Annotated in this window: 24 protein-coding genes and 1 riboswitch; of the genes, 21 read left to right on the forward strand and 3 right to left on the reverse strand. The window is 65.3% G+C overall.

Going from position 1 to position 26,523, the window contains the following annotated elements:
- Positions 1-57 precede the first annotated feature (57 nt).
- Complete coding sequence (locus L2I41_RS05460; RefSeq protein ID WP_237152498.1) at positions 58-1,650, reverse strand: ABC transporter substrate-binding protein; 1,593 nt, start codon at positions 1,648-1,650, stop codon at positions 58-60.
- A gap of 404 nt (positions 1,651-2,054) precedes the next feature.
- Between L2I41_RS05460 and L2I41_RS05465 the strand changes: the two genes are divergently transcribed.
- From L2I41_RS05465 to vapC, 9 genes are all read left to right on the forward strand, one after another.
- Positions 2,055-3,575 carry a CYTH and CHAD domain-containing protein gene (locus L2I41_RS05465; RefSeq protein WP_237152499.1) on the forward strand — a complete coding sequence of 507 codons (1,521 nt, stop codon included), beginning with the start codon at positions 2,055-2,057 and terminating at the stop codon, positions 3,573-3,575.
- A gap of 91 nt (positions 3,576-3,666) precedes the next feature.
- Positions 3,667-4,593, forward strand: a complete 927-nt coding sequence (locus tag L2I41_RS05470) for a DMT family transporter (RefSeq protein WP_237152500.1) — start codon at positions 3,667-3,669, stop codon at positions 4,591-4,593.
- 56 nt (positions 4,594-4,649) lie between these two features.
- Positions 4,650-4,740, forward strand: a riboswitch (TPP riboswitch).
- Positions 4,741-4,822: 82 nt separating this feature from the next.
- A complete protein-coding gene (locus tag L2I41_RS05475) occupies positions 4,823-5,818 on the forward strand; it encodes an FAD-dependent oxidoreductase (protein ID WP_237152501.1) in 996 nt (331 codons plus the stop codon).
- Entirely contained in the window at positions 5,796-5,993 is a 198-nt protein-coding gene (thiS, locus tag L2I41_RS05480) for a sulfur carrier protein ThiS (protein ID WP_237152502.1), read from the forward strand. Before L2I41_RS05475 ends, thiS begins: the two co-directional genes overlap by 23 nt.
- 4 nt (positions 5,994-5,997) lie before the next feature.
- The gene (locus L2I41_RS05485; protein WP_237152503.1) at positions 5,998-6,783 is read left to right on the forward strand and encodes a thiazole synthase; all 786 of its coding nucleotides are present in this window, start codon (positions 5,998-6,000) and stop codon (positions 6,781-6,783) included.
- Positions 6,784-6,788: 5 nt separating this feature from the next.
- Positions 6,789-7,397, forward strand: a complete 609-nt coding sequence (locus L2I41_RS05490; RefSeq protein ID WP_237152504.1) for a thiamine phosphate synthase — start codon at positions 6,789-6,791, stop codon at positions 7,395-7,397.
- The gene (thiD, locus tag L2I41_RS05495) at positions 7,394-8,191 is read left to right on the forward strand and encodes a bifunctional hydroxymethylpyrimidine kinase/phosphomethylpyrimidine kinase (protein WP_237152505.1); all 798 of its coding nucleotides are present in this window, start codon (positions 7,394-7,396) and stop codon (positions 8,189-8,191) included. The genes L2I41_RS05490 and thiD overlap by 4 nt, the downstream gene beginning before the upstream one ends.
- 57 nt (positions 8,192-8,248) lie before the next feature.
- Positions 8,249-8,479 carry a type II toxin-antitoxin system VapB family antitoxin gene (gene vapB, locus L2I41_RS05500; RefSeq protein WP_237152506.1) on the forward strand — a complete coding sequence of 77 codons (231 nt, stop codon included), beginning with the start codon at positions 8,249-8,251 and terminating at the stop codon, positions 8,477-8,479.
- A gap of 2 nt (positions 8,480-8,481) precedes the next feature.
- Complete coding sequence (gene vapC / locus L2I41_RS05505; protein ID WP_237152507.1) at positions 8,482-8,892, forward strand: type II toxin-antitoxin system tRNA(fMet)-specific endonuclease VapC; 411 nt, start codon at positions 8,482-8,484, stop codon at positions 8,890-8,892.
- Here vapC and L2I41_RS05510 read toward each other — a convergent pair.
- Entirely contained in the window at positions 8,855-9,718 is an 864-nt protein-coding gene (locus L2I41_RS05510; protein ID WP_237152508.1) for a LysR family transcriptional regulator, read from the reverse strand. The two genes, vapC and L2I41_RS05510, sit on opposite strands and share 38 nt — an antisense overlap.
- A 209-nt stretch (positions 9,719-9,927) precedes the next feature.
- Between L2I41_RS05510 and L2I41_RS05515 the strand changes: the two genes are divergently transcribed.
- The 10 genes from L2I41_RS05515 (at position 9,928) to edd (ending at position 21,262) form a co-directional block, all read left to right on the forward strand.
- Positions 9,928-10,515 carry an isochorismatase family protein gene (locus L2I41_RS05515; RefSeq protein ID WP_237152509.1) on the forward strand — a complete coding sequence of 196 codons (588 nt, stop codon included), beginning with the start codon at positions 9,928-9,930 and terminating at the stop codon, positions 10,513-10,515.
- A 99-nt stretch (positions 10,516-10,614) separates the two neighbouring features.
- Positions 10,615-10,851 (forward strand): DUF3658 domain-containing protein, encoded by a 237-nt coding sequence (locus L2I41_RS05520; protein WP_237152510.1) that lies wholly within the window; start codon positions 10,615-10,617, stop codon positions 10,849-10,851.
- 205 nt (positions 10,852-11,056) lie between these two features.
- Positions 11,057-12,058 (forward strand): TerC family protein, encoded by a 1,002-nt coding sequence (locus L2I41_RS05525; protein WP_237152511.1) that lies wholly within the window; start codon positions 11,057-11,059, stop codon positions 12,056-12,058.
- Positions 12,059-12,062: 4 nt separating this feature from the next.
- The gene (locus L2I41_RS05530) at positions 12,063-12,662 is read left to right on the forward strand and encodes an exopolysaccharide biosynthesis protein (protein ID WP_237152512.1); all 600 of its coding nucleotides are present in this window, start codon (positions 12,063-12,065) and stop codon (positions 12,660-12,662) included.
- An 80-nt stretch (positions 12,663-12,742) separates the two neighbouring features.
- A complete protein-coding gene (locus L2I41_RS05535; RefSeq protein ID WP_237152513.1) occupies positions 12,743-13,639 on the forward strand; it encodes a diacylglycerol/lipid kinase family protein in 897 nt (298 codons plus the stop codon).
- A 233-nt stretch (positions 13,640-13,872) separates the two neighbouring features.
- A complete protein-coding gene (locus L2I41_RS05540; RefSeq protein WP_237152514.1) occupies positions 13,873-14,742 on the forward strand; it encodes a hypothetical protein in 870 nt (289 codons plus the stop codon).
- A 314-nt stretch (positions 14,743-15,056) separates the two neighbouring features.
- On the forward strand, positions 15,057-16,697 hold the full coding sequence (pgi, locus tag L2I41_RS05545; RefSeq protein WP_255720120.1) for a glucose-6-phosphate isomerase: 1,641 nt from the start codon (positions 15,057-15,059) through the stop codon (positions 16,695-16,697).
- 313 nt (positions 16,698-17,010) lie between these two features.
- Positions 17,011-18,492, forward strand: coding sequence for a glucose-6-phosphate dehydrogenase (gene zwf, locus L2I41_RS05550; RefSeq protein ID WP_237152515.1), 1,482 nt, complete (start codon positions 17,011-17,013; stop codon positions 18,490-18,492).
- 9 nt (positions 18,493-18,501) lie between these two features.
- Entirely contained in the window at positions 18,502-19,200 is a 699-nt protein-coding gene (pgl, locus tag L2I41_RS05555) for a 6-phosphogluconolactonase (protein WP_237152516.1), read from the forward strand.
- A 244-nt stretch (positions 19,201-19,444) separates the two neighbouring features.
- Entirely contained in the window at positions 19,445-21,262 is a 1,818-nt protein-coding gene (edd, locus tag L2I41_RS05560) for a phosphogluconate dehydratase (protein ID WP_237152517.1), read from the forward strand.
- Positions 21,263-21,342: 80 nt separating this feature from the next.
- On the opposite strand, the gene L2I41_RS05565 is transcribed toward edd, so the two are convergent.
- A complete protein-coding gene (locus L2I41_RS05565; protein WP_237152518.1) occupies positions 21,343-24,270 on the reverse strand; it encodes an ATP-binding protein in 2,928 nt (975 codons plus the stop codon).
- Positions 24,271-24,647: 377 nt separating this feature from the next.
- On the opposite strand from L2I41_RS05565, the gene L2I41_RS05570 reads away from it, so the two are divergent.
- Positions 24,648-25,454, forward strand: a complete 807-nt coding sequence (locus tag L2I41_RS05570) for a UDP-2,3-diacylglucosamine diphosphatase (protein ID WP_237152519.1) — start codon at positions 24,648-24,650, stop codon at positions 25,452-25,454.
- A complete protein-coding gene (locus tag L2I41_RS05575) occupies positions 25,451-26,470 on the forward strand; it encodes a glycosyltransferase family 4 protein (protein WP_237152520.1) in 1,020 nt (339 codons plus the stop codon). The genes L2I41_RS05570 and L2I41_RS05575 overlap by 4 nt, the downstream gene beginning before the upstream one ends.
- Positions 26,471-26,523: the final 53 nt, after the last annotated feature.

Here is a 26,523-nt window from a genome sequence, read left to right on the forward strand (position 1 = left end):
AAAAAGCCCCGGAAACGTGCGTTTCCGGGGCCTTCTTGTCGTTACGGCTTCACGTCATCACTCAGCGATGTCGACGCCGTCGAAGCGGTGCGAGCCGAGCGGGTCGAGCTTGTAGTTCAGCACGGCCTTGGACATGGGCAGGTAGGTGGTGGAGTGCGCGATGGTCGCCCACGGGGCTTCCTTCTTGAACACGTCCTGAGCCTGCTCATAGAGCTTGGTGCGCTCGGCAACGTCGGTCGTCTCAGCGGCCTTGGTCACGAGGGCGTTGAACGCGTCGTTGCACCAGTTGGCGCGGTTGGAACCGCCGACGCCGGAGCAGCCGAGCAGGACGGCGAGGAAGTTGTCCGGATCGCCGTTGTCACCGGTCCAGCCCTGGAGCAGAGCGCCGTCGCGGGCCTTGTCCTGGCCGCGCTTCAGATACTCGGCCCATTCGTAGGAGACGATCTCGACCTTGACGCCGACGGCGGCGAAGTCGGACTGGATCATCTCAGCCATGCGGCGGGCGTTCGGGTTGTAGGGGCGAGCCACCGGCATCGCCCAGACCTTCATCGAGAGGTCCTTGACGCCAGCTTCGGCGAGCAGCTTCTTGGCCGCTTCCGGATCATACGGATCGTCCTGGACGTTGTCGTTGTAGGACCACATGGTCGGCGGGATCGGGTTCTTGGCGATCTGGCCGGTGCCCTGATAGACGGCGTCGAGGATGGCCTTCTTGTTGATGGCCATGTTGAGGGCCTTGCGGACGCGCACGTCGTCGAAGGGCTTCATCATGGTGTTGTAGGCGAGGTAGCCGATGTTGAGGCCGGCGGCGCTCATCAGCTGGATCTGGTCGTTGGCCTTGAGGCCCTCGATGTCAGCCGGGTTCGGATAGGGCGCAACCTGGCACTCGCCGGCCTTCAGCTTCTCGATGCGAACCGAGGCGTCGGGCGTGATGGCGAAGACGAGGTCGTCGATGGCCTGCTTGCCACCCCAATAGTCCGGGTTGGCCTTGAAGCGGAGGACGGCGTCCTTTTCATAGGCGACGAAGGTGAACGGGCCGGTGCCGACGGGCAGCTGATTGAGGTCGGCCTGCTTGCCGGCGGCGGCGAGCTTGTCGGCATATTCCTTGGAGACGATGGAGGCGAAGTCCATTGCAAGGTTGGCCAGCATCGGGGCGTTCGGCTTGGTCAGCGTCATCTTGACGGTGTAGTCGTCGACCTTCTCGATGGACTTGACCAGCGTCGGCATGTCCATGCCGACCCAGTATTCCCAGGTGCCGCCAGCGTAGGAGTACCAAGGATTATCCTTGTTGTTCTGACGGTCGAAGGAGAAGATCACGTCGTCGGCGTTGAAGTCGCGCGTCGGGGTGAAATAGTCGGTGGTCTGGAACTTCACGCCCTTGCGCAGGTGGAAGGTGTAGACCGTGCCGTCAGCCGACACATCCCAGCTCTCGGCGAGGCCGGGGACGACCGACGTGGTGCCGCGATCGAATTCGGTGAGGCGGTTGTAGACCGGCTTGGACGAGGCGTCGAAGGTGGTGCCAGCGGCGTAAGGCGCGGGGTCGAAACCCTCCGGGCTGCCTTCGGAGCAATAGACGAGCGTCTTGGCGTTGGCGGCTCCAGCGAGCCCGGCGACGAGCATGGTCGCCGCCAGAAGACGGGATACGAGTTTCATGAATGAGCACTCCCCTGATGCCGATATACGGCGTTCACGTCAAATACGTGCGGCGGTGGATTTGATTGTTCTGCCAATGCCTCCCGCCGGGCGTGGCCGTATCGGAACCGACATTTTGAAAATTGGCAAGTCCGTTTTTTTTCCGGATGGTCAGATACTGTGCAAAATACGGAGGTATGCTTATCTGTCCAATGGGTTCGGCGGGCGAATGAGGTGTAGGGCCGCGTCCTTGCGGGAGCTTTGTTCATCGAGAAGCAATTCGCTGGAACTGTAAAATTTCTGTCGCAAAAATAGTGTGATACTATGAGTTTTGGCTGCAGGCTGCTTGTTTGTGACAAGACGATCTGGTGACTGGTGGGCGCTGACCGGCCGCGGATGGCCGTAAGGGCAAGGGTGATCAGGCTATGTCGAACGCGGTGGAAGCGGAGCTCAAATTCGTCATCGATGCGGATGGCATGAAGAAGCTCTCGCGGTTCAAGGCGCTGGAAGGCCATGACGTCGTCCGCATCGGCGAGAAGCGCCTGACGACGACCTATTTCGACACGGCTGATCGCCTGCTGAAAGCCAACAATATCTCCCTGCGCATACGCCGTGCCGGTCGCGGTGGCGAGCAGACGGTGAAGGCCGGCGGTTCGTTTTCGCTGGGCATGGCCGATCGGCCCGAACACACGGTGGTCTACGGCGGGCAGGTGCCCGACATCAGCCGCTTCACCGACGAGATGATGCGCGCGCGCCTTGTGGACGTGCTGGGGGCCTCCGAACTGCTGCCGACCTTCACCATCAAGATGGCGCGGCGGCTGTGGCGGATCACCAATGGCAACGGCGATGTGGTGGATTTCTCGATCGACAATGGCGAAGTGAGTGCCGGTGAGCAGCACGCGCCGGTGATCGAAGCCGAGTTCGAGCTGGTGTCGGGAGACCGGCGCGCCCTGTTCGACATTGCCAAGGGCGTGCTGAAGGGCCTGCCTTTCACCTTCTCGACCCGCACCAAATCCGATCTCGGCTTTGCGCTGGTGGACGGAACGCTGGAGCCTTTGGGGCAGCCGGTGTTTGCGTCGGCCATCGACCTCAATCCGGACGATTCGGTAGAGAGCGCGCTGCAGACCATGCTGCGCTCCTGCGTGGCGCAGATTTCGGCGAATCTGGTGGCGGTGCGGACCGGGCGCGACCCGGAGGGGCCGCATCAGCTGCGCGTGGGGCTGCGCCGCTTGAGAAGCGTGCTGTCGGTGTTCTCCAAGGTGATCGCGCGCGAACAGGTGACGCGGATCAAGGAGGATGCGCGCTGGCTGGCGACGGAGGTGGGCGCGGTGCGCGACCTCGACGTGATGATGGAAGAGCTGGTGGCGCCGCTGTCGGCCGAAGCCGACATGGGCGGCATCCTGGACATGCTGGACGCCAAGCGGACGGAGGCGCATGCGCGGCTTGACGCGGCGGTGACCGACGGACGGACGGGCGCCTTCCTGATCGACCTGGTGGCCTTTACCGAAGGGCGCGGCTGGCTGTCGTCGGTGGACATCGGCCAGAGCCTGCGCATGGTGGAACCGATCGAGACCTTTGCCGGTGACGCCGTGCGGCGGCTCAAGGCCAAGGTGGCGCGCATGGGTGCCGATCCCGACGGACTGTCGCCGGACGAGCGGCATGAGCTGCGCAAGAAGTTCAAGGCGCTGCGCTATACCGTCGACTTCTTCCTGCCGGTGCTGGGCAAAGCGGTGCGCAAGGACCTGTTGCCGGCGGTGAAGGCGGCGCAGGATGTGCTCGGCACGCTCAACGACATTCACATGGCGCATGTGATGCTGGACGGCATGCATCCTGAGACTGAGGACAATGGCCGGACGGAACGGGCGATCGGCTTCTGCCTCGGCTGGCATGCGGCGCGGGCCAAGAGCATCTGGGAAGCGCGCAAGCGCCTGATCAGCCTGGAGTGACGGTGCCGCTGTCGAAAAAGTGATCGGGGCGGCGTTGGCTGACGGCGAATCGAGCTTATAAGCGAAGCTCTTTTCGGAGCCCGCCTCGTTCATGTCCCCCTCCGCTGCCGGCGTCAGCCTCAAGGTCGCCTCCACGCTCTCCTTCTCGGTCATGGTGGTGCTGATCAAGCTCGTATCGGCGCGTGTGCCGGCGGGCGAGGTGCTGTTTGCCCGCGCCTTCTTCGGCATCATCCCGGTGCTGGTCTATCTGATGTGGCGCGGGGAGTTTCCCGGCTCGCTGCATACGGACAATCCGCTCGGCCATGTGCGGCGGGCGGTGGTGGGCACGGTGTCGATGTTCACCTGGTTCATGGGCATTTCCTATCTGCCGCTGCCGGATGCGACAGCGATCAGCTATTCGGGGCCGCTGTTCGGCGTGGTGTTCGCCGCACTGATCCTGCGCGAGAAGGTGCGCATCTATCGCTGGACGGCGGTGCTGGTGGGCTTTGTCGGCGTGATGATCGTGCTGTCCGAACAGATCACCGCGCTGGAGGCGGGGCTGAGCGGTGCCCGCGCCATCGGGGCCGCGCTGGTGCTGACGTCCGCGGTGTTTGCGGCGCTCGCCATGGTGACGGTGCGGGAGCTGACGGCGTCGGAGACGACCGGGGCGATCGTATTTTACTTCTCCTCCTCGGCGGCGGTGTTCGCGCTGACCACCATACCCTTCGGCTGGCTGGTGCCGCGCCCGATGGATGCGGCGATCATGGTGCTGGCGGGGCTGGCGGGGGGCGTCGGGCAAGTGCTGATGACGCAGGCCTATCGGCTGGCCGAAGCGTCGGTGGTGGCGCCCTTCGACTATGCCAACATGATCTGGATCGTGCTGTTCAGCTATCTGGTTTTCGGCGATCTGCCGACGCTGACGGTGGTGATCGGATCGCTGATCGTGATCGCCTCGGGCGGCTTCGTGATCTGGCGCGAGCGGCAACTGGGGCTGCTGGCCGCCAAGGCGCGGGCCAATGAGGCGGGAACGCCGGGGTGAGTGTTAGCGCGCGCTCCAATGCCGTTGACATGCGCCTGAAATCACCCGCATAACATCGATCCGACGAGGGGCGCCCTTGAGGGCTGAGACGAACCCTTAGAACCTGATCCGGGTCATGCCGGCGGAGGGACGTCAGCGCGGCCTGGTCGCGCGCGAAACTCCTCCATCCTGCCCGGATCCTGACGATCGATGGTGCTGGATGCTGGATGCAATTCCACGAAACCGCGACATGGTGGATCTGGCCGTGGTGGGTGCCGGCCCGATGGGGCTGGTGACGGCGCTGATGGCGGCGCGGGCCGGTCTCAAGGTGGCGATCTACGAGCGGGCCGACGACTTTTCGGCCTCAGCGGGCTGGAAGGCTGGCGGCATGCTGGCGCCTGAATGCGAGGGCGAGACCTCGGATGGGACGGTGGTGGAACTGGGCCGCCGCTCCATCGAGCTGTGGCCGACGCTGGTCGAGGGCGTGAAGGTGGACGGCACGCTGGTGATCGCCGGCCGGCGCGACCCAGGCATGCTGGACAAATTCGCCGACCAGACCGAGGGCTTCGAGCGGGTGGACAGCGATCAGCTGGCCGAGCTGGAGCCGGCGCTGTCGGGCCACTATGCGCGCGGGCTCTATTACAAGAACGAGGGGCATCTCGATCCGCGCGTGACGTTCACGCGGCTCAAGAAGGCGCTCGACCATCTGAAGGTGAAGTTCCATTTCGGCTGGGTGGGCGTGCTGGACAGCCTGCCGGCCGGGCGCGTGGTCGATTCGCGCGGCATGGGCGCGCGCGATCGCTTCAAGGAACTGCGTGGCGTGAAGGGCGAGATGGCGCTGATCCGCAGCCATGACGTTTCCCTTAATCGCCCGGTGCGGCTCCTGCACCACCGCCATCCGCTCTATGTGGTGCCGCGCGCCAATGGCGTGTTCATGATCGGGGCGACGACGGTGGAGTCCGATCGCGGCGATGTGGTCACGCTGCGCTCGGCGGGCGAGCTGCTGACGCAGGCCTATGCGCTGCATCCGGGCTTTGCGGAAGCGGAAGTGCTGGAGTTCAACGCGGGCCTGAGGCCGGCGCTGCCGGACAACAATCCGGTGATCTCGGTGGGCGAACGCATCGTCGCGGTCAACGGGCTTTACCGGCACGGTTGGCTGCTGGCGCCGGGCATTGCGGAGGATCTCGTCCGCGTCATCTACATGCAAGCGACCAAGGTGATCCATGCGCGTCCTTCTCAACGGTGAAGAGATCGAGACCGAGGCGGCCGATCTTGCCGCTTTCGTGACGGAGCGCGCGTTCGACCCGACCGTGGTGGCGACGGCGCTCAACAATGACTTCGTGCCGCGCGGCCAGCGTGGTGAAACGGTGATCAGGCCCGGCGATCGCATCGAGATCGTCAGCCCGCGGCAGGGAGGATGAGGCAATGCTGACATTCTATGGCAAGAGCTTCGAAAGCCGGCTGATGCTGGGCACGGCCCGCTATCCCTCGCCCGAGCATGTGCGCAATGCCGTGCTGAAATCGGGTGCCGAGATCGTGACGGTGTCGCTGAGGCGCGAGTCGGTGGGCGGCGACAAGGCCGGGCACGCCTTCTGGGAGCTGATCAAGGCGCTGGAGGTTACCGTGCTGCCGAATACGGCCGGCTGCCACACGGCGCGCGAGGCGATCAAGACGGCGGAAATGGCGCGCGAAGTGTTCGGCACGCCCTGGATCAAGCTGGAAGTGATCGGCGACAACGAGACGCTGCAGCCGGACGTGTTCGGTCTGCTGGAGGCGGCGCGCGAACTCTCCGCGCAGGGCTTTGAAGTGTTCCCCTATACCACTGACGATCAGGTGGTGGCGGGGCGGCTGATCGAGGCGGGCTGCCGGGTGCTGATGCCCTGGGGTGCGCCGATCGGCACGGGCAAGGGGCTCAACAATCCCTTTGCGCTCAAGCTGCTGCGCCAGACGTTCCCGGAGATTCCGCTGGTGGTGGACGCGGGGATCGGTGCGCCGAGCCAGGCGGCGCAGGCGATGGAATGGGGCTATGACGCCATCCTGCTCAACACGGCGGTGGCGACGGCAGGCGATCCGCCGGCCATGGCGGAGGCCTTCGCGCTGGCGATCCGCGCCGGGCGGACGGCCTTTCTTTCCGGCCTGATGACCGAGACCGATCTGGCGGTGCCCTCGACACCGGTGTTCGGCACCCCGTTTTCTCCCTTTGCAGGATAAGTGACATGCTCGACCGCTTCTATCTCGTCATCGACAAGGCTGCCTGGCTCGACCGGCTGCTGCCGGTGGGACTCAAGCTGGTGCAGATCCGCACCAAGACCGAAGATCTGGACCTGCGCCGGCACGAAGTGAAGGCGTCGCTGGACAAGTGCCGGGCCGCCGGGGCGGTCTGCGTGGTCAACGACTATTGGGAGCTGGCGCTGGAGTTCGGGGCCGGGTGGCTGCATCTCGGCCAGGAGGACCTGCCGGGGGCGGATCTCAAGGCGATCGCCAAGGCCGGGATCAAGCTCGGCGTGTCCACCACCAATCGCGAGGAGCTCGAGACGGCGCTGGCCGTCGATCCGCATCACGTGGCGCTGGGGCCGATGTTCCCGACGGTGTCCAAGGACAAGGCGGCGGTGGCCGACAGTCTGCCCAAGCTCAGGGAGTGGAAGGCGATCGCCAAGCGGCCGGTGGTGGCGATCGGCGGCATCACGCTGGACATGGCGCCGGCGGTGGCCAAGGCGGGGGCTGATTCCATCGCGGTGATCTCGGATGTGCTGTCCAACGCCGATCCGGAAGCGCGGCTGGCAGCCTGGCTGAAGGCGCGCGCGGGCTGGGAGATCGGGGCATGACGGCGATTGCGGTCACCATTGCCGGTTCGGACTCGGGCGGCGGCGCGGGCATCCAGGCTGATCTCAAGACCTTTTCGGCGCTGGGAGTCTATGGCGCCAGCGTCATCACGGCGCTGACGGCGCAGAACACGCTGGGCGTGACGGCGATCCACGAGGCGCCTGCCGATTTCGTGCGGGCCGAGATCGACGCCGTGTTCTCCGATCTCGAAGTGGGGGCGGTGAAGATCGGCATGCTGGCGAGCCCGGCGCTGATCGCCACCGTGGCCGACGGGCTGATCGCCTATGAGCAGACTGCGGTGGTGCTCGACCCGGTGATGGTGGCGACCTCAGGCGACAGCCTGCTCAAGGGCGAGGCGGTGACGACGCTGCGCGAACGGCTGTTCCCGCTGGCGGCGCTGATCACGCCCAACCTGCCGGAAGCCTCCAAGCTGCTGGAGCGGACGGTGGAGGCAAGCCGCGAGTCCATGCTGGTGGCGGCACGCGAGCTGTTGTCGCTCGGCCCCAAGGCGGTGCTGATCAAGGGCGGTCACGGCACGGGTGCCACCAGCGAAGACCTGTTCTTCGACGCGCGCGGTCCGCGCTGGCTGTCGGCGCCGCGGCATGAGACGCAGAATACCCATGGCACCGGCTGCACGCTGTCATCGGCGATCGCGGCCGGTCTCGCCAAGGGGCTGGACCTCGACCGTGCCGTGGAAGAGGCCAAGGCCTATGTGACCGCGGCGATCGTGGCGGCCGACCGGCTGAAGGTGGGCGAGGGGCATGGCCCGGTGCATCACTTTCACCGGTGGTGGTGACGGCGGAAATGTGGTATATCCCTTGGGTATATCCCTTCTGTCGTCGTGAGGTTTGCCATGGTCGTGACCAAGCTGTTCAAGTCGAACAAGTCGCAAGCCGTGCGGTTGCCCAAGGCCGTGGCCTTTCCCGATGATGTGACCGAGGTGGAGATCATCAAGGTGGGGGCGAACCGGATGATCGTGCCGAAGGGGAAGAGCTGGACGGAGTTCTTCGAGAATGGGCCGCTGGTCTCCGACGACTTTACCCGGGGCGAGGACTTGCCGCCGCAAGAGCGCGACTGGTTCTGACGATGCGGGTGATGCTCGACACAAACATCTGCATTTACGTGATGCGAACCGCAGATCGGCGCGTCGTTGAGCGTTTCGACCTGCATGCCGGGCAGATGGCGATTTCGACGATCGTGCTCGCCGAACTTGAGTTCGGCATGCGAAAATCCGCCCGCCCGGAGCAAAATCTCAAGGGGCTTGAGTTGTTTGTGTCGGGTCTGCACGTGTTGCCCTTCGATGCCCCGGCAGCGCAACATTTCGGGCAGATCCGCGCGGATCTTGAGCGGGCGGGTACACCGGTCGGAACGCTGGACATGCTGATCGCCGCCCATGCGCGCAGCCTCGGGCTGACGCTGGTGACCAATAACCGGCGGGAGTTCGACCGAGTTTCCGGGCTCATGGTGGAGAACTGGGTGGACGAAGCGCCGCGGTGATGGTGGCGTCGACCCAGGCGATGGCGGCTTCGACAGCGGCGAGGCGGGCGCGGTCGGGGTGGGACAGGCGGAAGACTTCGCGGCTCGACGTGTCGGCCGCGGTGGCGGTGAAGCGCGGATCGGCCTGGCCGATGAAGTCCGGCAGCATGACCTCGGCGCCGGTGGCGAGCGCGGCGGCGATCAGCACATCCAGACGGTTCGAGCGGGCGACGACGGCGGCGTCGGGGCGGAGCCTTGCGAGAAGCTGCATTTCCGGGGTGGCGGACAGGCTGTCGTCATAGGTGACGATGCGACCGGCGGTGGCACCGGCGCTCGGCCGGTAGAGGTGGAAGGGCAGGGTGCCGAGCTTGCGGATGGAGGCAAGATCGTCCGGCCCGCGGCCGAGGCGCAGCGAGATGTCGGCCTCGCGGCGGGCGAAGCTGACGCTCTGGTCCTCGACCATCAGCTCCAGCACGACGGCGGGATGCTCGGCGGTGAAGCTGCCGATGGCCGGGGCCAGCATGTCCGAGATGATCAGGCCGACCGAGGAGATGCGCACGGTGCCTCGCATTTCCGCGCGCGAGCGGTGCAGGGCGGCCTCGGACAGGCGGGCGGCATCGGCCATGGCGGCAAGCGGGGCGAGCGCCTCGTTGAGCAGGGGCGTCGGCACGTGGCGGCCGTTGATGCGATCGAACAGCGGCTCGCCCATGCGCGCCTCGATGCGGGCGAGGCGGCGGGCGGCGGTGGTCTGGTCGACGCCGAGGGTACGGGCGGCGGCCGACAGGGTTCCGGCTCTGGCCATGGCGCCGAGCAGCTGGAGATCATCCCAGTTCAGGTCTGCATTCATGCAGGGTTATGTCCGATTTTTGCCGATGTATCTGCGGATATGCAGGGGATATGCTGTCTTCATACGGCTTCCGGCTGATTGCTTCGCAATGCCGGAAGCGGCCTTCGGGGAAACGCCTGTGTCATACGGCGTTTCCCCGAAGACGGCATACGAAACACCGGCTTGATCCGCCGGTTTTCGTATCATTGTCAAGACGCAAGGAGGCTTTGATGACTGCCCAGACCCTGATCCAGATGTCCGGCGAGACCGTGTTGCCGGCGAAGCTCGCGACGACGCCGCTGGTGCTGATCGACTATCAGAACGAATATGTCGATGGCCCCTTGAAGCTGGTCGACGTGGAAGCGGCGGCTGCCGAGGGGCGGCGGCTGCTGGCAGCGGCGCGCGCGGCGGGGGCGAAGATCATCCACGTGGCGCACAAGGGCGACGCGGGCGGCTCCTTCGATCGCGCGGCCTGGCGCGGCGATTTCATCGAGGGGCTCGGCCCGCTGCCGGGCGAGGCGGTGGTGGAAAAGCCCAACCCCAATGCCTTCGCCCATACCGATCTGATCGAGCACCTGAAAGACGCCAAGGAAGTCATCATCGCCGGCTTCATGACGCATAACTGCGTGGCCTCGACCGCGCGGGCGGCGCTGGATCTCGGCCTGTTCCCGACAGTAGTGCCTGCCGCCTGCACGACGCGCGACCTGCCGCTGCCCGGCGGCGGCGTGATCTCCGCCAAGGCCCTGCACGACGCCGAACTCGCAGGCCTCGCCGACATGCATGCGGTGCTGGCGACGGTGGACGAGGTGGCGGGGTGAGGGGACATCCTGCTGGTATACCGGTGGATGTGCTTTGCAGGAGTTGTGGCCGCTGATATGTGGAGAGGGTCTGGTTGTACAGTTTGAGGTGAGCGAATGATGACTGATGAAGAGATCGATGCCATCATCTTGAACTACTGCGTACCCTCGCCACGGAAGGTTGCTCTTGTTGTTGGCCTGTCGCTCAATGATATCCCGCAATCAACTGGTCAACTCATTGATGATCTGTATGTGGCGCGACGTGTGAAGTTGCTGGTGCAGGCTGGTCGGCTGCTGGGTTATGGCGATCTGGACCAGATGCGATACTCGGAGGTTGCGCTACCAGCTGCGTCGTAAAACGCAGCAATGCCGGACTGAGGTCGGTTCGGGTTCCGCTTTGCGCCGAGCGACCACTGACTTGTACTCACCTTCTTGAAATCTGAGCAGCACCTACCAGATATCGGTTCGGAACCCCTGGTCCGGGCCCCTCTGGCAGTCTGCCGCCGGCGCAGCTTGCGATGTCGGACCTCATTGCTGAGACGCCGGCACAGGTGATGTGCGCATGGACCTGACTTTCCTGAGCCTTGAATGGCTGGGCAAGCCCGTTTGGATGTGGGCGGCCTTCATGAGCGTGGTTGCCACGCTGCTCGTTCTCGATCTCGGTGTGCTCAACCGCAAGGACTCCGAGGTCGGCTTTTCCAAGAGCCTGATCCTGTCAGCCGGCTATATCGCCATGGGCCTGGCCTTCGGCGCGGCCATCTGGTGGCAGCTCGGCGCCGATGCGGGCATGAGCTATGTGACGGGCTTCATCGTCGAGAAGACGCTGGCGCTCGACAACGTGTTCCTGATCGCGCTGATCTTCTCCTATTTCGCCATTCCGGCCAAATACCAGCACCGGGTGCTGTTCTGGGGCATTCTCGGCGCCATCGTGCTGCGTGGGCTGATGATCGCGCTCGGCGCGACGCTGGTGTCGGAGTTCTCCTGGGTGCTCGACGTCTTCGCCGCCTTCCTGATCCTGACCGGCATCAAGATGCTGTTCTCGGGCGACGCGCCGCCGGATGTGGAGAACAATCCGCTGACGCGCTTCCTGCGCCGCCGCCTCAATGTGACGGACGGCCTGCGCGACAACCGGTTCCTGGTGCGCGAGCCTGATCCGGCGACCGGTCGCCTGCGCCTTCATGCGACGCGGCTGTTCCTGGCGCTGATCCTCGTGGAGATCGCCGACATCATCTTCGCGGTGGACTCGGTGCCGGCGATCTTCGCCATCACCTCGGACCCCTATATCGTCTACACCTCGAACATCTTCGCCATCCTTGGCCTGCGCGCCCTCTATTTTGCGCTGGCGGCGATGGTGGACCGTTTCAAGTATCTGAAGCCGGCGCTGGCCTTCGTGCTGATCTTCATCGGCTCCAAGGTGTTCGTGGCCGACTTCCTGGGGCTGGTCAAGTTTCCGCCGGTGCTGTCGCTCGGCATCACCTTCGCCATCCTGGGCACGGGTGTGATCGTCAGCCTGATCGCCACGCGGCGCAAGGCGGAGCCGCTGCCTGACCGGGCGGAGGCCTGAGCCGGTGGCGCCACGCGCGAGTGCGGAGTTGATGGCGCGCCTGACCGACCAGGCGCGCCGCGACAACGGCCTTGCGATTGCCGACCTGCTCGGCAATCGGGGCCGTTCCGGCCTTTCCCTGACATTGCTGGCTCTTTCGGCGGCGGCCATGGTGCCGCTGCCGGGCCCCTTCGGTCTGGTGTTCGGCTCCTGTCTGATGATGGTGGCCGTGCAGATGCTGGTGGGGCGGCAGCGGCTGGCGCTGCCGGGTTTCATCGGCCGTCGCCGCCTGCCGCTGCCGGTGGTGGAGGCGATCATGGCCACAAGCCAGCCGTGGATCGCCCGCTTCGAGACGCGGATGCGGGCCGGGCGCCTCAAGTGCCTGACGGGCGGTCTGGCGCGCTTCGGCCTCTCCTGGCTGGTGCTGGCCATGGCCTTCCTGATCGCGCTGCCGATCCCCTTCGGCAACACGCTGCCGGCGCTGGCGGTGATCCTGATCGCGCTGGCGCTCGCCAACCGCGACGGCCTGGTGGTGCTGTCGGCCCTGGCGATGACGGCGGTGGCGGGGGCAGCGAGCTACGGCCTGCTGCTGGTGGCCGGATCTCTGCTGGGCTTTGGGGCGTGAAGCCGGGGTCGTTGGCTGCCCATTGGAAAGTGGAGCGGTCGACGCCATCTTCAACACACTTCGGATGAGAGGAGGACGCCATGCGAGTCCAGGCCATTCTCAATCGCGACGGCGGCACGTTCCGCACCACCGATCTTGCAGCCTATGCACGCCATGTTCAGGGAGCCTTTGCCGATCACGGGCATCAGGTGACGTGCCATGTGGTGGGCGGCAGGGATGTGGCGGCCGCGATCGATCGGGCGCTGGCCGACGACGGGCTCGACGCACTGCTGGCCGGCGGGGGCGACGGGACCGTCTCGCTGGCGGCCGGGCGAGCGTGGAAGGCCGGCGTGCCGCTGGGCGTGATCCCGGCGGGGACGATGAACCTGTTTGCCCGGGCGCTCGGCCTGCCGCTCGACATCTGGGCGGTGCCGATGGTGCTGGCGGCGGGCAACACCCTGGCGGTGGACATCGGCAGCGCCGACGGGCATCCCTTCGTGCACCAGTTCTCGGCGGGACTGCATGCGCGCATGGTGCGGCTCAGAAACGCCATGACCTATGGCTCGCGGCTGGGCAAGATGGCGGCGAGCCTTCGGGCCTCGCTCGGCGTGATGCTCGATCCGCCGGTGTTCGAGGTGACGCACGAGATCAACGGCCGGCGCGAGACGGCGGAGGTGTCGGCGATCTCGGTGTCGAACAACTCCTTCGGCTCCAGCCCCTATCTGCTGCCGGACCGGATGGATGCCGGCCATCTCGGGGTCTATTTGACCGACCCGCTGACGCCGCTCAGGGCGGCGCGGCTCGCCATCGACCTGATGCTCTGGCGCTTCAAGGCCAATCCGGCGGTGCGCGAGACGACGGCGCAGGCAGTGGAATTGCACTTTCCCAAGCATCGCCGGTCGGCGCGCTGCGTGATCGACGGCGAGCTGATGCCGCTGCCCGAAAGCGTGTCGCTGCGCATTCATGCAGGCGCGCTGAAGGTGCTGGGACCGGGATAAGGACAAACATCATACGTATAAATATGTACTGCCGGAAAATTCGCGGAAAAGCGACTTCTGAGAAAATGTATATTTTCCTAATGGTTATGGGGTTCTGGCGTCTGTGAGCAGAAAAAGTCGGCGTGATTTCCGACAATTTTTGACTGCGTATACCGTGGTCGGGTGATGCGGTATGTGCGTGGTTTCTCTAGGGTATCTTGCAAGTAAGGCGAGATGTCTGGAGATTTGCAACAATGGATATGCACGGCGCCAAGAGTGTCTACGCTCGGAACGTGACGGAGCTCTATGCATTCGATGGCTATGCCGCCAAGGCGGGCAATACCATGCAGCGGCATGTGATCCTCGGCTGCGTGATGTTGCTGCATGCCTTCAACGTCTACGGCATCGACCAGAAGCCGGTGACCATCTCGCGGGTGCGGCGCGTGGTGGAGGATTTTGCCGACGTCAGCGCCGGGCGGGTGGCTGCCCATCTGAGCTTTCTGCAGAAGATCAACTATATCGCCGTCACCCGGTCGGCGACGGATCGGCGCGAGCGCATGCTGCGGCCGACCGATGCCATGCTGGCCCACGAGCAGGAGTGGACGGCGACCATGCTGGAACCGGCGGCGCCGCTCGGATTGTTCGACTTTTCCGAGGCCGAGCGTGACGACCTGGCCTTCTCGCTGGCCTTCCGGATCGCGCTGGCCGAACGGCCGGACGAAATGCGCAGCATGATGTATTCGCATCCGGAAATGCTGGCGATGACCTGCCGCGACGGCGCCATGTCGGCCTTGCTGACGCTGTTCATGAGCCGGGAGCAGACCGGCAGCGATCGCGTGGCCTTCGATCTCATGGAGACGGCCAAGCGATTCGGCGTGTCGCGTAGCCAGCTGTGGTCGGTGCTGGAAGAGGCGGCGGCCATGGGGCTTCTGGTGTCGCAAGCGCCGGGCTGGCGGCAGGTGCAGCTGACCGACAAGCTGCATGCCGCCTTTGATGCCTGGTTCTTCGAGCATATGCGCGTGATGGCGGCTGCGGCGCATCGCGCGCGCCTGATCCGCCGGGAGCTGCCGCGCCTGCAGATGCCTTTCATGGCGATGAAGCGCGCGCTGCATGATGCTGCGTGAAAGGGCGGCGCCGGACCATCCATGCAATTGTGGCAGGATCGGCGGCGCGCGGCTTTCACGGTGAGCGAAACTGCATGACACACAGGTGGCCGCAGGGAGGGGGACCTCTTGCGGCCGCTGCATTTTTCACAAAGCCGATCAGGTGCTTGCGCCTTGCCCTCGTATTTGACGGGATGTTGCATAAGACGAAAGGACTAGCGCCCCACGTGGCTCTTCCCTAATATCCGCCCGCAAACCAAGACAGATTCACCTGGGATAATCGGGCGTGGCGGCTTCCCGGCGGGAGGACCGGCCCACTGGCGGGAGAGCTTCGGATGACAAGCGCAGTCGATGCAGTGTTCGAACGGTTGGAAGGCCTGAAGGCCGGTTTGGCGGAACGGCCGATGCGCGTGCTGTTTGCCGAGGACAAGGGGCGCTTCGATCGCTTCCAGGTGCAGCTCGGCGACATGCTGCTCGACTATTCCAAGAATCGCATCGATGCCGCGGCCTTTGACGCGTTGATCGATCTGGCCAAGGCGGCCGGTGTGGCAGCGCGGCGCGATGCCATGTTCGGCGGCGCCATCATCAACTCGACCGAAAAGCGCGCCGTGCTGCATACGGCGCTGCGCAACCGCGCCAACACGCCGGTCATCGTCGACGGCAAGGATGTGATGGGCGACGTCAACGCCGTGCTGGCGGCGGTGAAGGATTTTGCCGAAGGCGTGCGCTCGGGCGCGATCGCCTCGTCGACCGGGGCCAAGTTCACCGACGTGGTGAACATCGGCATCGGCGGGTCCGATCTCGGCCCGGCCATGGCAACGCTGGCGCTGACCCCCTATTCGGACGGCGGGCCGCGCCTGCACTATGTCTCCAACGTCGACGGCGCGCATATCGCCGACACGCTGAAGGTGCTCGATCCCAAGACGACGCTGTTCATCATCGCCTCCAAGACCTTCACCACCTCCGAGACCATGACCAACGCGGCCACGGCCCGCGCCTGGATCAAGGAAGCGCTGGGCGAGGCGGCGGTCGGCGCGCATTTCTGCGCGGTGTCGACGGCGCTCGACAAGGTGGCGGCCTTCGGCATCGACGTGAAGCGGGCCTTCGGTTTCTGGGACTGGGTCGGCGGCCGCTATTCGGTGTGGTCGGCCATCGGCCTGCCGGTGGCGATCGCCGTCGGCTTCAAGAATTTCGAGGCGTTCCTGGCGGGCGCCCACGAGATGGACGTGCATTTCCGCACTGCGCCGCTCGACAAGAACATGCCGGTGATCCTGGCGCTGCTCGGCGTCTGGTATCGCAACATCTGGGGCTTCTCGACCCATGCGGTGCTGCCCTATGACCAGCGCTTGAGCCGCTTTGCCGCCTATCTGCAGCAGCTGGACATGGAATCGAACGGCAAGGGCGTGACGGTGGACGGCTCGTCCGTGGCGCGCGCGTCCGGTCCGATCGTCTGGGGCGAGCCGGGCACCAACGGCCAGCATGCCTTCTACCAGCTGATCCATCAGGGCACGGACGTGATTCCGGCCGACTTCCTGGTGGCGGCGGTGCCGCATGAAGAGATCGCCGATCATCACGCCAAGCTGCTGTCCAACGCGCTGGCGCAGACCGAAGCGCTGATGCTGGGCAAGACGCTGGACGAGGCGACGGCCGAGCTCAAGAAGGCCGGCAAGTCGGACGCCGACATTGCCGCGCTTGCGCCGCACAAGGTGTTCCCGGGCAACCGGCCGACCAACACCATCCTCTACAAGACGCTGGACCCGCGCACGCTCGGCCGCCTGATCGCGCTCTATGAGCACAAGGTGTTCGTGCAGGGCACGATCTGGGGCGTCAACTCCTACGACCAGTGGGGCGTCGAGCTCGGCAAGGAGCTGGCCAACCGTCTGCTGCCGATCCTGAAGGGCGAGGCGGAAGCCTCCGCCACGCAGGACGCCTCGACCAAGGGTCTGGTGGGCGCCATCAAGGCGCTGCAGGGCTGAGGGACGATTTCGGATTGCGCTGGCGGCGGCATTTGGCTTGATCCTGCCGTGCGCCAGCCAGTCCGGCGGCCTGCCTGCCGTTGCAAGGCGTCTGAAGATCGCAACGGACAGTGCCGCCCCAAGTTGGGACTTCTTGTGCATCTGATGCATATCGGAAGCTGAATTTGTTGCGAGGCCTGCGTCAGGTGGATGGCCTGGCGGATGTCTTTGCCTTGCTTAATTGATGTCGGATCAGTAAAAGCGCATAGACTAAAGTCGTAGGGATCGGACCATCCGGGCTCGATCCCGCTTGCTCGCCGAAAGGACAGGCCGCATGACCAGCCGCATCATCGTCGTTGACCCGTTTGATTATGTCGTCTTCGGGGGGACGGGCGATCTGGCGCGGCGCAAGCTGCTGCCGGCGCTCTATCAACGCGAGGCCGACGGGCAGCTGCCCGAGGACGCCCGCATTATCGGCGTATCGCGCAAGGCGAGCAGCGACGCCGACTATCGCGAGAGCATCCGGGCGGCGCTGACCGAGCATGTGAAGGCGAGCGAGCTCAAGGCCGACGTGGTCGAGGTGTTTCTGAAGCGCCTGTTCTATGTGGCGACCGACGCCACGTCGGACAGCGGCTGGGACCAGCTGGCGGCGACGCTGAAGCCGGGCGAAGACAAGGTGCGCTGCTTCTATCTGGCAACCGGTCCGGACCTGTTCGGCCCGATCTCCGAGCGGATCGCGGCACATGGCCTGATCACCGACAAGACGCGCGTCGTCGTGGAAAAGCCGCTCGGCAAGGACGGGGCTTCGGCCAAGGCGATCAACGACGAGATCGGCCGCATCTTCCACGAAGACCAGATCTACCGCATCGACCACTATCTGGGCAAAGAGACGGTGCAGAACCTGATGGCGCTGCGCTTTGCCAATGCGCTGTTCGAGCCGCTGTGGAACGCGGCGCATATCGACCATGTGCAGATCACCGTGGCCGAGACGGTGGGCGTGGAAGGCCGCGGCGATTATTACGATCATTCCGGCGCCATCCGCGACATGGTGCAGAACCATATCCTGCAGTTGCTCTGCCTTGTGGCCATGGAGCCGCCGGCGACCATGGATGCCGATTCGGTGCGCGGTGAAAAGCTGAAGGTCCTGAAGGGGTTGAAGGCGATCAGCGGCCCGTCCGCCACCCATGTGACGGTGCGCGGCCAGTATCGCGCCGGGGCCTCGACGACGGGTGCCGTGCCGGGCTATCTCGACGAGGTGACCGACAAGGCGAGCCGGACGGAGACCTTCGTCGCCATCAAGGCGGAAGTGCAGAACTGGCGCTGGGCCGGCGTGCCCTTCTACCTCAGGACCGGCAAGCGGCTGGCCAAGCGCGTGTCTGAAATCGTGGTGCGCTTCAAGCCGGTGCCGCATTCGATCTTCGACGACAGCGTGGGGGCGCTGGCCGCCAACGAACTGGTGATCCGCCTGCAGCCCGACGAGGGCGTCAAGCTGCAGCTGATGATCAAGGATCCGGGGCCGGGCGGCATGCGCCTGCGTCCGGTGCCACTGGACATGAGCTTTGCCGACGCCTTCGGCATGCGCAATCCGGACGCCTATGAGCGGCTGCTGCTGGACGTGGTGCGAGGCAATGCCACGCTGTTCATGCGGCGCGACGAGGTGGAAGCGGCCTGGGCGTGGATCGACCCGATCCTCGAGGCTTGGGGCGAGATGAGCGAAGCGCCCAAGGGCTATACGGCGGGCACCTGGGGACCGTCGGCCGCCATCGCCCTGATCGAGCGCGACGGCCGCAACTGGCACGAAGACACGCTGATCTGAGGGCTTGCCGTGAGCACAATCGACTTCAAGTCTTTCGAGACGCGTGAGGCGCTGGCCGAAGGTCTGGCGCAGGCGGTGGTGGATGCCATCGATGCGTCGCTTCTCAAGCACGGCAAGGCGGCGATCGCGCTGTCGGGCGGGCGCACGCCGGCCTTGTTCTTCGACAAGCTGAGCGCCAGGCGTCTGCCCTGGGCCGACGTGATCGTGACCTTGGTGGATGAGCGCTGGGTGCCGGAGACGAGCGAGCGCTCCAACGCGGCGCTGCTGCGGCAGCATCTACTGAAAGGCGCCGCTTCGGCGGCGGAGTTCCTGCCGCTGTGGCGGCCGCTGCCGACGCCTGAAGACGGGCTCGACGCGGTGGAGGCGGCCGTCGCCGACCTGCCGCTGCCGTTCTCGGCGGTGGTGCTGGGCATGGGCGACGACGGGCATACGGCCTCGTTCTTCCCCGGCGGCGATCGTCTGGCGGCTGCGACCGACCCGGCGGGCGCGCGGCTGGTGGACAGCATGCGGGCCCCGGCGGCCGGCGAGCCGCGCATCACGCTGACGCTGCCGGTGCTGCTGGCCGCTGACCGGCTGTTCCTGCATATGGAAGGGCAGGGCAAGAAGGGCGTGTTCGACGCGGCCCTGGCCGGACGGGATGTCGGCGAGATGCCCGTGCGATCGGTGCTGCATTCGGGCCGCGCCGTCGACGTCGTCTGGTGCCCGTGATTGTGAAGTCGACCTTCCCTTGAAGGTGTTAGGATGACACGACAGCTGCAATAGAGGTGATGCCGGTCTGCAAGAGGCAAATTCTGCGCTTCGGTGCTCACGTACCCAAATGTACGTTTCGCTCCGATGCTCGAAAATCACGCCTTCGCCACGGCCTGACAAATCTGCAACTGTAGTGATAAACACGAAGCCATTGTGTTGCCCGGAGCGTTGATCAAGACGTTCCGCTGTCGGAGACCTTGCCATGACCGTTCACGCCCGCATCGGTGAAGTCACCGAACGCATCGTCCGTCGTTCCGCCGACAGCCGCGCCCGCTATATCGAGCGCATGGAAAAGCAGATCGAGAAGGGGCCACGCCGGGCCAAGATGGGCTGCGCCAATCTCGCGCACGGCTTTGCCGCCTGCGGTCCCTCCGACAAGGCGCAGCTGGCCGATGACGTGGTGCCGAATCTGGGCATCATCACCGCCTATAACGACATGCTCTCGGCCCATCAGCCCTATGAGCGCTTCCCCGATCTCATCCGCGCCGCGGCGCGCGAGGTGGGCGCGGTGGCGCAGGTGGCCGGTGGCGTGCCGGCCATGTGCGACGGCGTCACGCAAGGCGCGCTCGGCATGGAAATGAGCCTGTTCTCGCGCGACGTGATCGCCATGGCGGCGGCGGTGGGCCTCAGCCATGACATGTTCGACGCGGCCGTCTATCTGGGTGTCTGCGACAAGATCATTCCCGGCCTGGCCATTGCGGCCGCCACTTTCGGGCATATCCCGGCGGTGTTCATTCCGGGCGGGCCGATGACCACGGGCATCGGCAATGACGAGAAGAGCAAGGTTCGCCAGCTCTATGCCGAGGGCAAGGTGGGCCGGGCCGAGTTACTCGCTTCGGAGAGCGCCGCCTATCACGGGCCGGGCACCTGCACCTTCTACGGCACGGCCAACTCCAACCAGATGCTGATGGAGATCATGGGCCTGCATCTGCCGGGCTCGACCTTCGTCAACCCCAACACGCCGCTGCGCGACGCGTTGACGCGGGAAGCGGCCAAGCGGGCGCTGGCGATTTCGGCCGAGGGCAACGCCTTCACGCCGATCGGGCGGGTGCTGGACGAGAAGGCGATCGTCAACGGCGTCGTCGGCCTCAACGCCACGGGCGGTTCGACCAACCACACCATGCACCTGATCGCCATGGCCAAGGCGGCGGGCATCAAGCTGACCTGGGACGATTTCTCCGATCTGTCGGACGTGGTGCCACTGATCGCGCGCGTCTATCCCAACGGCCTTGCCGACGTGAACCACTTCCACGCCGCCGGCGGCATGGGCTTCCTGATCGGCGCGCTTCTGGATGCGGGGCTGCTGCATGAGGACGTGTCGACCGTGTGGGGCACCGGCCTCAACGGCTATCGCGTCGAGCCCAAGCTCAACGACGACGGCTCGCTGCGCTGGGTGGAGGCGACCAGGACCTCGCATGACGACAAGGTGCTGCGGCCGGCCTCCGATCCGTTCCAGCCGACGGGCGGGCTGAAGGTGCTGAAGGGCAATCTCGGCCGTTCGGTGATCAAGATCTCCGCCGTGAAGGCCGATCGCCATGTGATCGAGGCGCCGGCCAAGATCTTCCACAGCCAGGAGGCGCTGCAGAAGGCCTTCAAGGCCGGCGAGCTGGATCAGGACTTCGTGGCGGTGATCCGCTTCCAGGGGCCGCAGGCCAACGGCATGCCGGAGCTGCACAAGCTGACGCCGCCGCTGGGCGTGCTGCAGGATCGCGGCTTCAAGGTGGCGCTGGTGACCGACGGCCGCATGTCCGGCGCCTCGGGCAAGGTGCCGGCCGCCATCCACGTAACGCCGGAAGCCAAGGACGGCGGGCCGATCGCCAAGGTGCGCGAGGGCGACATCATCCGCCTCGACGCCAACGCCGGCACGCTGGAAGTGCTGGTCTCGGACGTGGAATGGGCGGCCCGCACCGCTGTGACGGAAGACCTCTCCGACAACGAATGGGGCATGGGCCGCGAACTCTTCGCCAGCTTCCGCAAGGTGGTGGGCGCAGCGGAAGACGGCGCGAGCGTGTTCGGGTGAGGAGGTCGCCTCATTTGAGTGGCTGACCACCCGTTTGGGGCAGCCAACTCCAATGTCCCTTGAAAGCCGTCACTCTCTTCTCACGCTGCCAGCGTTTCGCTGGCCTCCAGCTGTTCGCGGGCGGCGGTGAAGGCGAGGGAGAGGGTTTCGATGGCTTCGGCGAGTTGCTGGCGGTCCATGGCCTTGCCCTGCTTTTGCAAGGTGGCGGCCAGGGAGGAGAGCTGCAGGAGACCGAAGGAGGCGGAGGAGGATTTGATGCTGTGGAACTCGCGCGTGGCGTCCTCGGCGTCGAGGAAGCGCGTCTTCAGCAGGTTGATGCGGTTGTCGGTTTCGGTGAGGAAGATGCGGGCGACGACGCGGGTGTCTTCGGCACCGATGTCCTGACAGAGGCGGTCGAGAATGGTGCGGTCGAGGACCGGGTTGCCGGCGGCGTCCTCCGGCATGGTCATGGGGGTGGGCTGGATCGGCTCGGCGTCGCGCCGCAGGGCTTCGGCGAGGATATCGCGCAGGGAGTGTGTATCGACGGGCTTGGTGGCGAAGCCATCGACGCCGAGGGCTATGGCCCGTTCCCGGTCGTCGCTGAGGGCGTCGGCGGTGAGGACGACGATGGGCACCTTCGCGTAGTCGCGGCCGCCGGTGCGGATCTCGCGGATGGCCGACAGGCCGTCCATGCGCGGCATCATCAGATCCATCAACACGATGTCGAAGCGCTGGTGGTCGAGCGCCTCGAGGGCCTCGATGCCGTCGCCGGCGCAGGTGACGACGTAGCCGAGACGGGTCAGCAGGCGGCTGGCAACCAAGGTGTTGGTCTTGTCGTCCTCGACCAGCAGAAGGCGCGGGCCGGTGCCGTCAGCGGGCGCGGGCGGGAGGATCTGGTCGACAGCTTCGGCTACGTCGGCGATTGCGGCCGAGGCAGCGGTGATCGGCAGGGAGATGGTGAAGGTGCTGCCTTCGCCCAGGCAGCTGTCGACGAAGATGTCGCCGCCCATGTGTTCGAGCAGCTTGGCGGTGATGGCAAGGCCGAGGCCGGTGCCACCGAAGCGGCGGGTGATGGAGCCGTCGAGCTGGGAGAACTCCTTGAAGAGGTCGCCCAGGCTCTCCGTCGCAATGCCGATGCCGGTGTCCTGCACGCGGATGCGCAGGCGGTCGCCGGTGTCGCCGGGACGCCGCTGGTCGCGGTCGACGCGGATGCGGACCATGCCGAACTCGGTGAACTTGACGGCGTTGCCGACCAGATTGAGCACGATCTGGCGCAGGCGGCGCGGGTCGCCCTTGACCATGTGCGGCACGTCGGCGGCGATCTCGACCCCGAGAACCAGCTGCTTTTCGCGTGCTCGCGGGGCAACGATGTCGGCGGCGGATTGCACGGTGGCGCGCAAGTCGAAGTCGATGGATTCGAAGGTGATCCGGTCGGCTTCCAGACGCGAGACGTCCAGCACGTCCTCGATGATCTGCTGCAGATGGGCGGCGGACTGGCACATCATGCGGGCATAGTCGGCGCGCTCGGCCGGGTCGGTGGCGTCCTTCAGCAGTTCGGTCATGCCGATCACGCCATTGAGGGGCGTGCGGATCTCGTGGCTCATGGTGGCGAGGAAAGCGGTCTTGGCGCGCGAGGCGGCTTCGGCGCGGTCGCGGGCCTCGGCGAGATGCTTTTCGTTGCGCTTGCGGGCCGTGATGTCGGTGAGCGTGTGAAGCACGCCGCCGTCGGGCATCGGGGTTGAGAGGATCTCGAGTTCCGTCCCGTCGGCGAGGGTTTCCTCGCGTACGGCGTTGTCGGCCGTGTCCTGGCACTTGAGGAAGGCGCAGATGTCGGTCGGAAGCCGGGTTCCGGCGGGGGTGTTGGCGGACAGGCCGAGCAAGGCGCCGGCGCTGCGGTTGAGGATGCGGATGCGACGGTCGGCGTCCAGCATGACGATGCCCTGGCTCATGTGCGCGAGGGTGGCTTCGAGTTCCTGCGACTTGGAGGCGACGCGCGCTTCGCTCTGCTGCTGGGCCGACTGGGCGCGGGCGAGGCGGATTTGGTGGACGATGCCGATCACCATGACCAGCGCCAGCAAGGCCGATAGGGCGCCGGCGATGGACAGGAACATGGTGCGCGTGCGGTCATAGCCGGCAAGGATCTCACTCTCGGCCATGGAGACCATGACGATCAGCGGGAAGTCGGGCATGTGGCGGAAGCTGACGAGCTGGCTGCCATCGGAGCCCTGGGTCCGGTCGGTGAAGGTGCCCACGCCCGCCTTGGTGGCGGCTGCGAACAAGGGGGTGTCCTTGATGGACTTGCCGAGCAGATCGGTGTCGAGGCCGCCACGGGCGCGGATCAGTCCGTCGTCCCCGACGAGCGTGATGGCGCCGCCATTGCCCAGATCGATCTGCTGGAAGAAGCGGGACAGATAGAAGGGATCCAGCGAAGCCACGAGTACGCCGCCAAAGCTGCCGTCGGGTTTGGAGACGCGGCGCGTGAGCTGCACCGACCACTTGCCGGAAGCGCGACCGAGCACGGGCTTGGAGATGAACAGGTTGTCGGCAGTGGTGAGGGCGTGGACCTTGAAATGCTCGCGGTCCGAGAGGTCCACATGGTCGGGGTTGCGGACCATGTTGGTGGTGAGCAGCATGCCGTCCGGGCCGATCAGGGAGATCTGCAGAACGAGATCATGCAGGAGGTATCCGCTGGCGGTCCAGGAGGGCAGGTCGAAGTTCTCGGGGCCGGTTTCGTAGGACTGGCGCAGGAACAGCAGAGTCTGATCGATGTCCTTGATGGAGCGGGCGACGTGTTCCTCGAAGACGCGGGCCATGTTGCCGGTGTTGATGGCGGCACCCTGCAGCGACTTTTCCCGGTCAAGGTTGAGGTAAAGATAGGTGCCGCCCCAGAGGAAGGCGAAGAGAATCAGCGCCAGCGCTGTGGACAGATGCCGGGCCGTGCGCCAGATCTCGCCCATGGTGAGGACAGGGACGACTGCCGATTGGGCTGACTGGGATGCCTTGTGATCGGCCTCGGTAGACCCGGACATTTTCAACCTCGATACCTGCTTGCAACCTGTGCAGTATCCTCTTCAGCAAAGAATAAAATGTAAATATATGTCCGGCCAATTGATTGGTATATTTCGCATTCAACTTGTCATTTTCAGATAATTACATCATTTGCCTGAAATGCGGACGCGATTAATACGAAATAAACCGTGTTGATCGGTGTTGCCGCCTTGTGCGCCAGGGGGAGGAGGTTGCGCCGGGGGCGGAAAACCAGGGCCTGTCATAAAACTGAGATCGGATTCAGGCACATACCTCCTGAAGGCTCCAGAACGAATCCAAAAGATACGGGTTGGCAGGCCAAGTCGAAGTTGACGACAGTCAAGAATTGGAGCGGAGGCGGAGGCCTTCGGTATCCGGAATGTCCGAGCAAACCGCGTCCCGTCATCTGCGTTCTCTGTTCCTGTCCGATGTTCATCTGGGCACCCGCGACTGCCAGGCGGAGCTTCTGCTTGATTTCATGCGCGTGCACGAAGCCGAGACGATTTATCTTGTCGGCGACATCGTGGACGGCTGGCGCATGCGCCGTGCCTGGTTCTGGACGCAGGCGCATAACGACGTGGTGCAGAAGCTCCTGCGCAAGGGCCGCAAGGGCGCGCGCATCGTCTACATTCCCGGCAATCACGACGAGTTCCTGCGTGATTATCTGGGCACGCATTTCGGCGGTGTCGAGGTGATGGATCGCGCGATCCACGAGACGGCTGACGGACGCCGACTGCTGGTGATCCATGGCGATCAGTTCGATGTGGTGGTGCGGCATGCCCGCTGGCTCGCCTATTTCGGCGACTGGGCCTATGAGACGGCGCTCTGGCTGAACACGCGGCTGAACAAGCTGCGCCGCGCCGTCGGCTTGCCCTACTGGTCCCTGTCGGCCTGGGCGAAGCTGAAGGTCAAGAATGCGGTGAACTTCATCGGGGCCTTCGAGGAAGCGCTGAGCCATGAAGCGCGGCGCGTCGGGGCGGACGGCGTCGTCTGCGGCCATATCCATCACGCGGTGATGCGCGACATGAATGGCATCGAATACATCAACACCGGCGACTGGGTGGAGAGCTGCACGGCGATTGCCGAGCATCACGACGGGCGCCTGGAAATCATCCGCTGGACCATGCTTGAACACGAGCAGACCGGCAAGGTGGCCCTGCTGCCGCGCGCCGAGGCCGCGGAATGACGCGCATCACGGTGGTGACGGACGCCTGGCATCCGCAGGTCAATGGCGTGGTTCGCTCGATCGAACGCACGAATGAAGAGCTCGTCGGGCTTGGGGCCGAGGTCACCATGGTGACGCCGGACCGGTTCCGCACGGTGCCGCTGCCGAGCTATCCGGAGATCCGCGTCGCCATTGCGACCTATCGGACGGTGGCGCGCGAGATCGAAAAGGGACAGCCGTCCTATGTGCACATTGCGACCGAAGGGCCTCTGGGCTTCAAGGCGCGCAAATGGTGCCGGCGCAACGGCATGCCCTATACCACCAGCTACCACACGCGCTTTCCCGAATATGTGTCGGCGCGCCTGCCGGTGCCGGAGTCCTGGCTCTATGCCTGGGTTCGCCGGTTCCACAATGGCGGCTCGGGCTGTATGGTGGCAACGGACACGCTGGCCAGCGATCTGACCGCACGCGGCTTCCACAACCTGATGCGCTGGTCGCGCGGCATCGACGCGGATCTGTTCCGCCTGCGCGATCGCTCGGAGAGCCTGTTCGATCTGCCGCGACCGATCTTCATCAATGTGGGCCGGGTGGCGGTGGAGAAGAACCTCGATGCCTTCCTGTCGCTGGACCTGCCGGGATCGAAGGTGATCGTCGGCGACGGGCCGCAGCGGGAGAGCCTTGAGAAGCGCTATCCCAACGTGCTGTTCACCGGTGCGAAGTTCGGTGAGGATCTGGCGCGCGCCTATGCGTCGGCGGATGTGTTCGTGTTTCCCTCGCGTACCGATACCTTCGGCAATGTGATCCTCGAGGCGCTGGCTTGCGGACTGCCCGTGGCGGCCTATCCGGTGATGGGGCCGCTCGACATCATCGGCGGGACCAACGCCGGCGTGCTGGACGAGGATCTGCGATCGGCTTGCCTTCGGGCCGCGGAACTCAAGGCGGAAGATGCCCGGGCGCTGGCGCTGCGGTTCTCCTGGCGGCGCGCGGCCGAGCAGTTCCTGACCAATGTGCGTCGTGCCAACGGCGAGGATGTCTGAGGGCGTTGCTGTCGTCCGGACGGGACGGAAGCAGGCGGTTCGGCGCGGAACCG

The sequence above is a fragment of the Oryzibacter oryziterrae genome, assembly GCF_021864535.1.
In the GTDB taxonomy this organism is placed as follows: domain Bacteria; phylum Pseudomonadota; class Alphaproteobacteria; order Rhizobiales; family Pleomorphomonadaceae; genus Pleomorphomonas; species Pleomorphomonas oryziterrae.

Coding starts and splice junctions, on each gene's coding strand:
- L2I41_RS05460 (WP_237152498.1), bottom strand. CDS start 1,650: ATGAAACTCGTATCCCGTCTTCTGGCGGCGACCATGCTCGTCGCCGGG.
- L2I41_RS05465 (WP_237152499.1), top strand. CDS start 2,055: ATGTCGAACGCGGTGGAAGCGGAGCTCAAATTCGTCATCGATGCGGAT.
- L2I41_RS05470 (WP_237152500.1), top strand. CDS start 3,667: ATGTCCCCCTCCGCTGCCGGCGTCAGCCTCAAGGTCGCCTCCACGCTC.
- L2I41_RS05475 (WP_237152501.1), top strand. CDS start 4,823: ATGGTGGATCTGGCCGTGGTGGGTGCCGGCCCGATGGGGCTGGTGACG.
- thiS (WP_237152502.1), top strand. CDS start 5,796: ATGCGCGTCCTTCTCAACGGTGAAGAGATCGAGACCGAGGCGGCCGAT.
- L2I41_RS05485 (WP_237152503.1), top strand. CDS start 5,998: ATGCTGACATTCTATGGCAAGAGCTTCGAAAGCCGGCTGATGCTGGGC.
- L2I41_RS05490 (WP_237152504.1), top strand. CDS start 6,789: ATGCTCGACCGCTTCTATCTCGTCATCGACAAGGCTGCCTGGCTCGAC.
- thiD (WP_237152505.1), top strand. CDS start 7,394: ATGACGGCGATTGCGGTCACCATTGCCGGTTCGGACTCGGGCGGCGGC.
- vapB (WP_237152506.1), top strand. CDS start 8,249: ATGGTCGTGACCAAGCTGTTCAAGTCGAACAAGTCGCAAGCCGTGCGG.
- vapC (WP_237152507.1), top strand. CDS start 8,482: ATGCGGGTGATGCTCGACACAAACATCTGCATTTACGTGATGCGAACC.
- L2I41_RS05510 (WP_237152508.1), bottom strand. CDS start 9,718: ATGAATGCAGACCTGAACTGGGATGATCTCCAGCTGCTCGGCGCCATG.
- L2I41_RS05515 (WP_237152509.1), top strand. CDS start 9,928: ATGACTGCCCAGACCCTGATCCAGATGTCCGGCGAGACCGTGTTGCCG.
- L2I41_RS05520 (WP_237152510.1), top strand. CDS start 10,615: ATGACTGATGAAGAGATCGATGCCATCATCTTGAACTACTGCGTACCC.
- L2I41_RS05525 (WP_237152511.1), top strand. CDS start 11,057: ATGGACCTGACTTTCCTGAGCCTTGAATGGCTGGGCAAGCCCGTTTGG.
- L2I41_RS05535 (WP_237152513.1), top strand. CDS start 12,743: ATGCGAGTCCAGGCCATTCTCAATCGCGACGGCGGCACGTTCCGCACC.
- L2I41_RS05540 (WP_237152514.1), top strand. CDS start 13,873: ATGGATATGCACGGCGCCAAGAGTGTCTACGCTCGGAACGTGACGGAG.
- pgi (WP_255720120.1), top strand. CDS start 15,057: ATGACAAGCGCAGTCGATGCAGTGTTCGAACGGTTGGAAGGCCTGAAG.
- zwf (WP_237152515.1), top strand. CDS start 17,011: ATGACCAGCCGCATCATCGTCGTTGACCCGTTTGATTATGTCGTCTTC.
- edd (WP_237152517.1), top strand. CDS start 19,445: ATGACCGTTCACGCCCGCATCGGTGAAGTCACCGAACGCATCGTCCGT.
- L2I41_RS05565 (WP_237152518.1), bottom strand. CDS start 24,270: ATGTCCGGGTCTACCGAGGCCGATCACAAGGCATCCCAGTCAGCCCAA.
- L2I41_RS05570 (WP_237152519.1), top strand. CDS start 24,648: ATGTCCGAGCAAACCGCGTCCCGTCATCTGCGTTCTCTGTTCCTGTCC.
- L2I41_RS05575 (WP_237152520.1), top strand. CDS start 25,451: ATGACGCGCATCACGGTGGTGACGGACGCCTGGCATCCGCAGGTCAAT.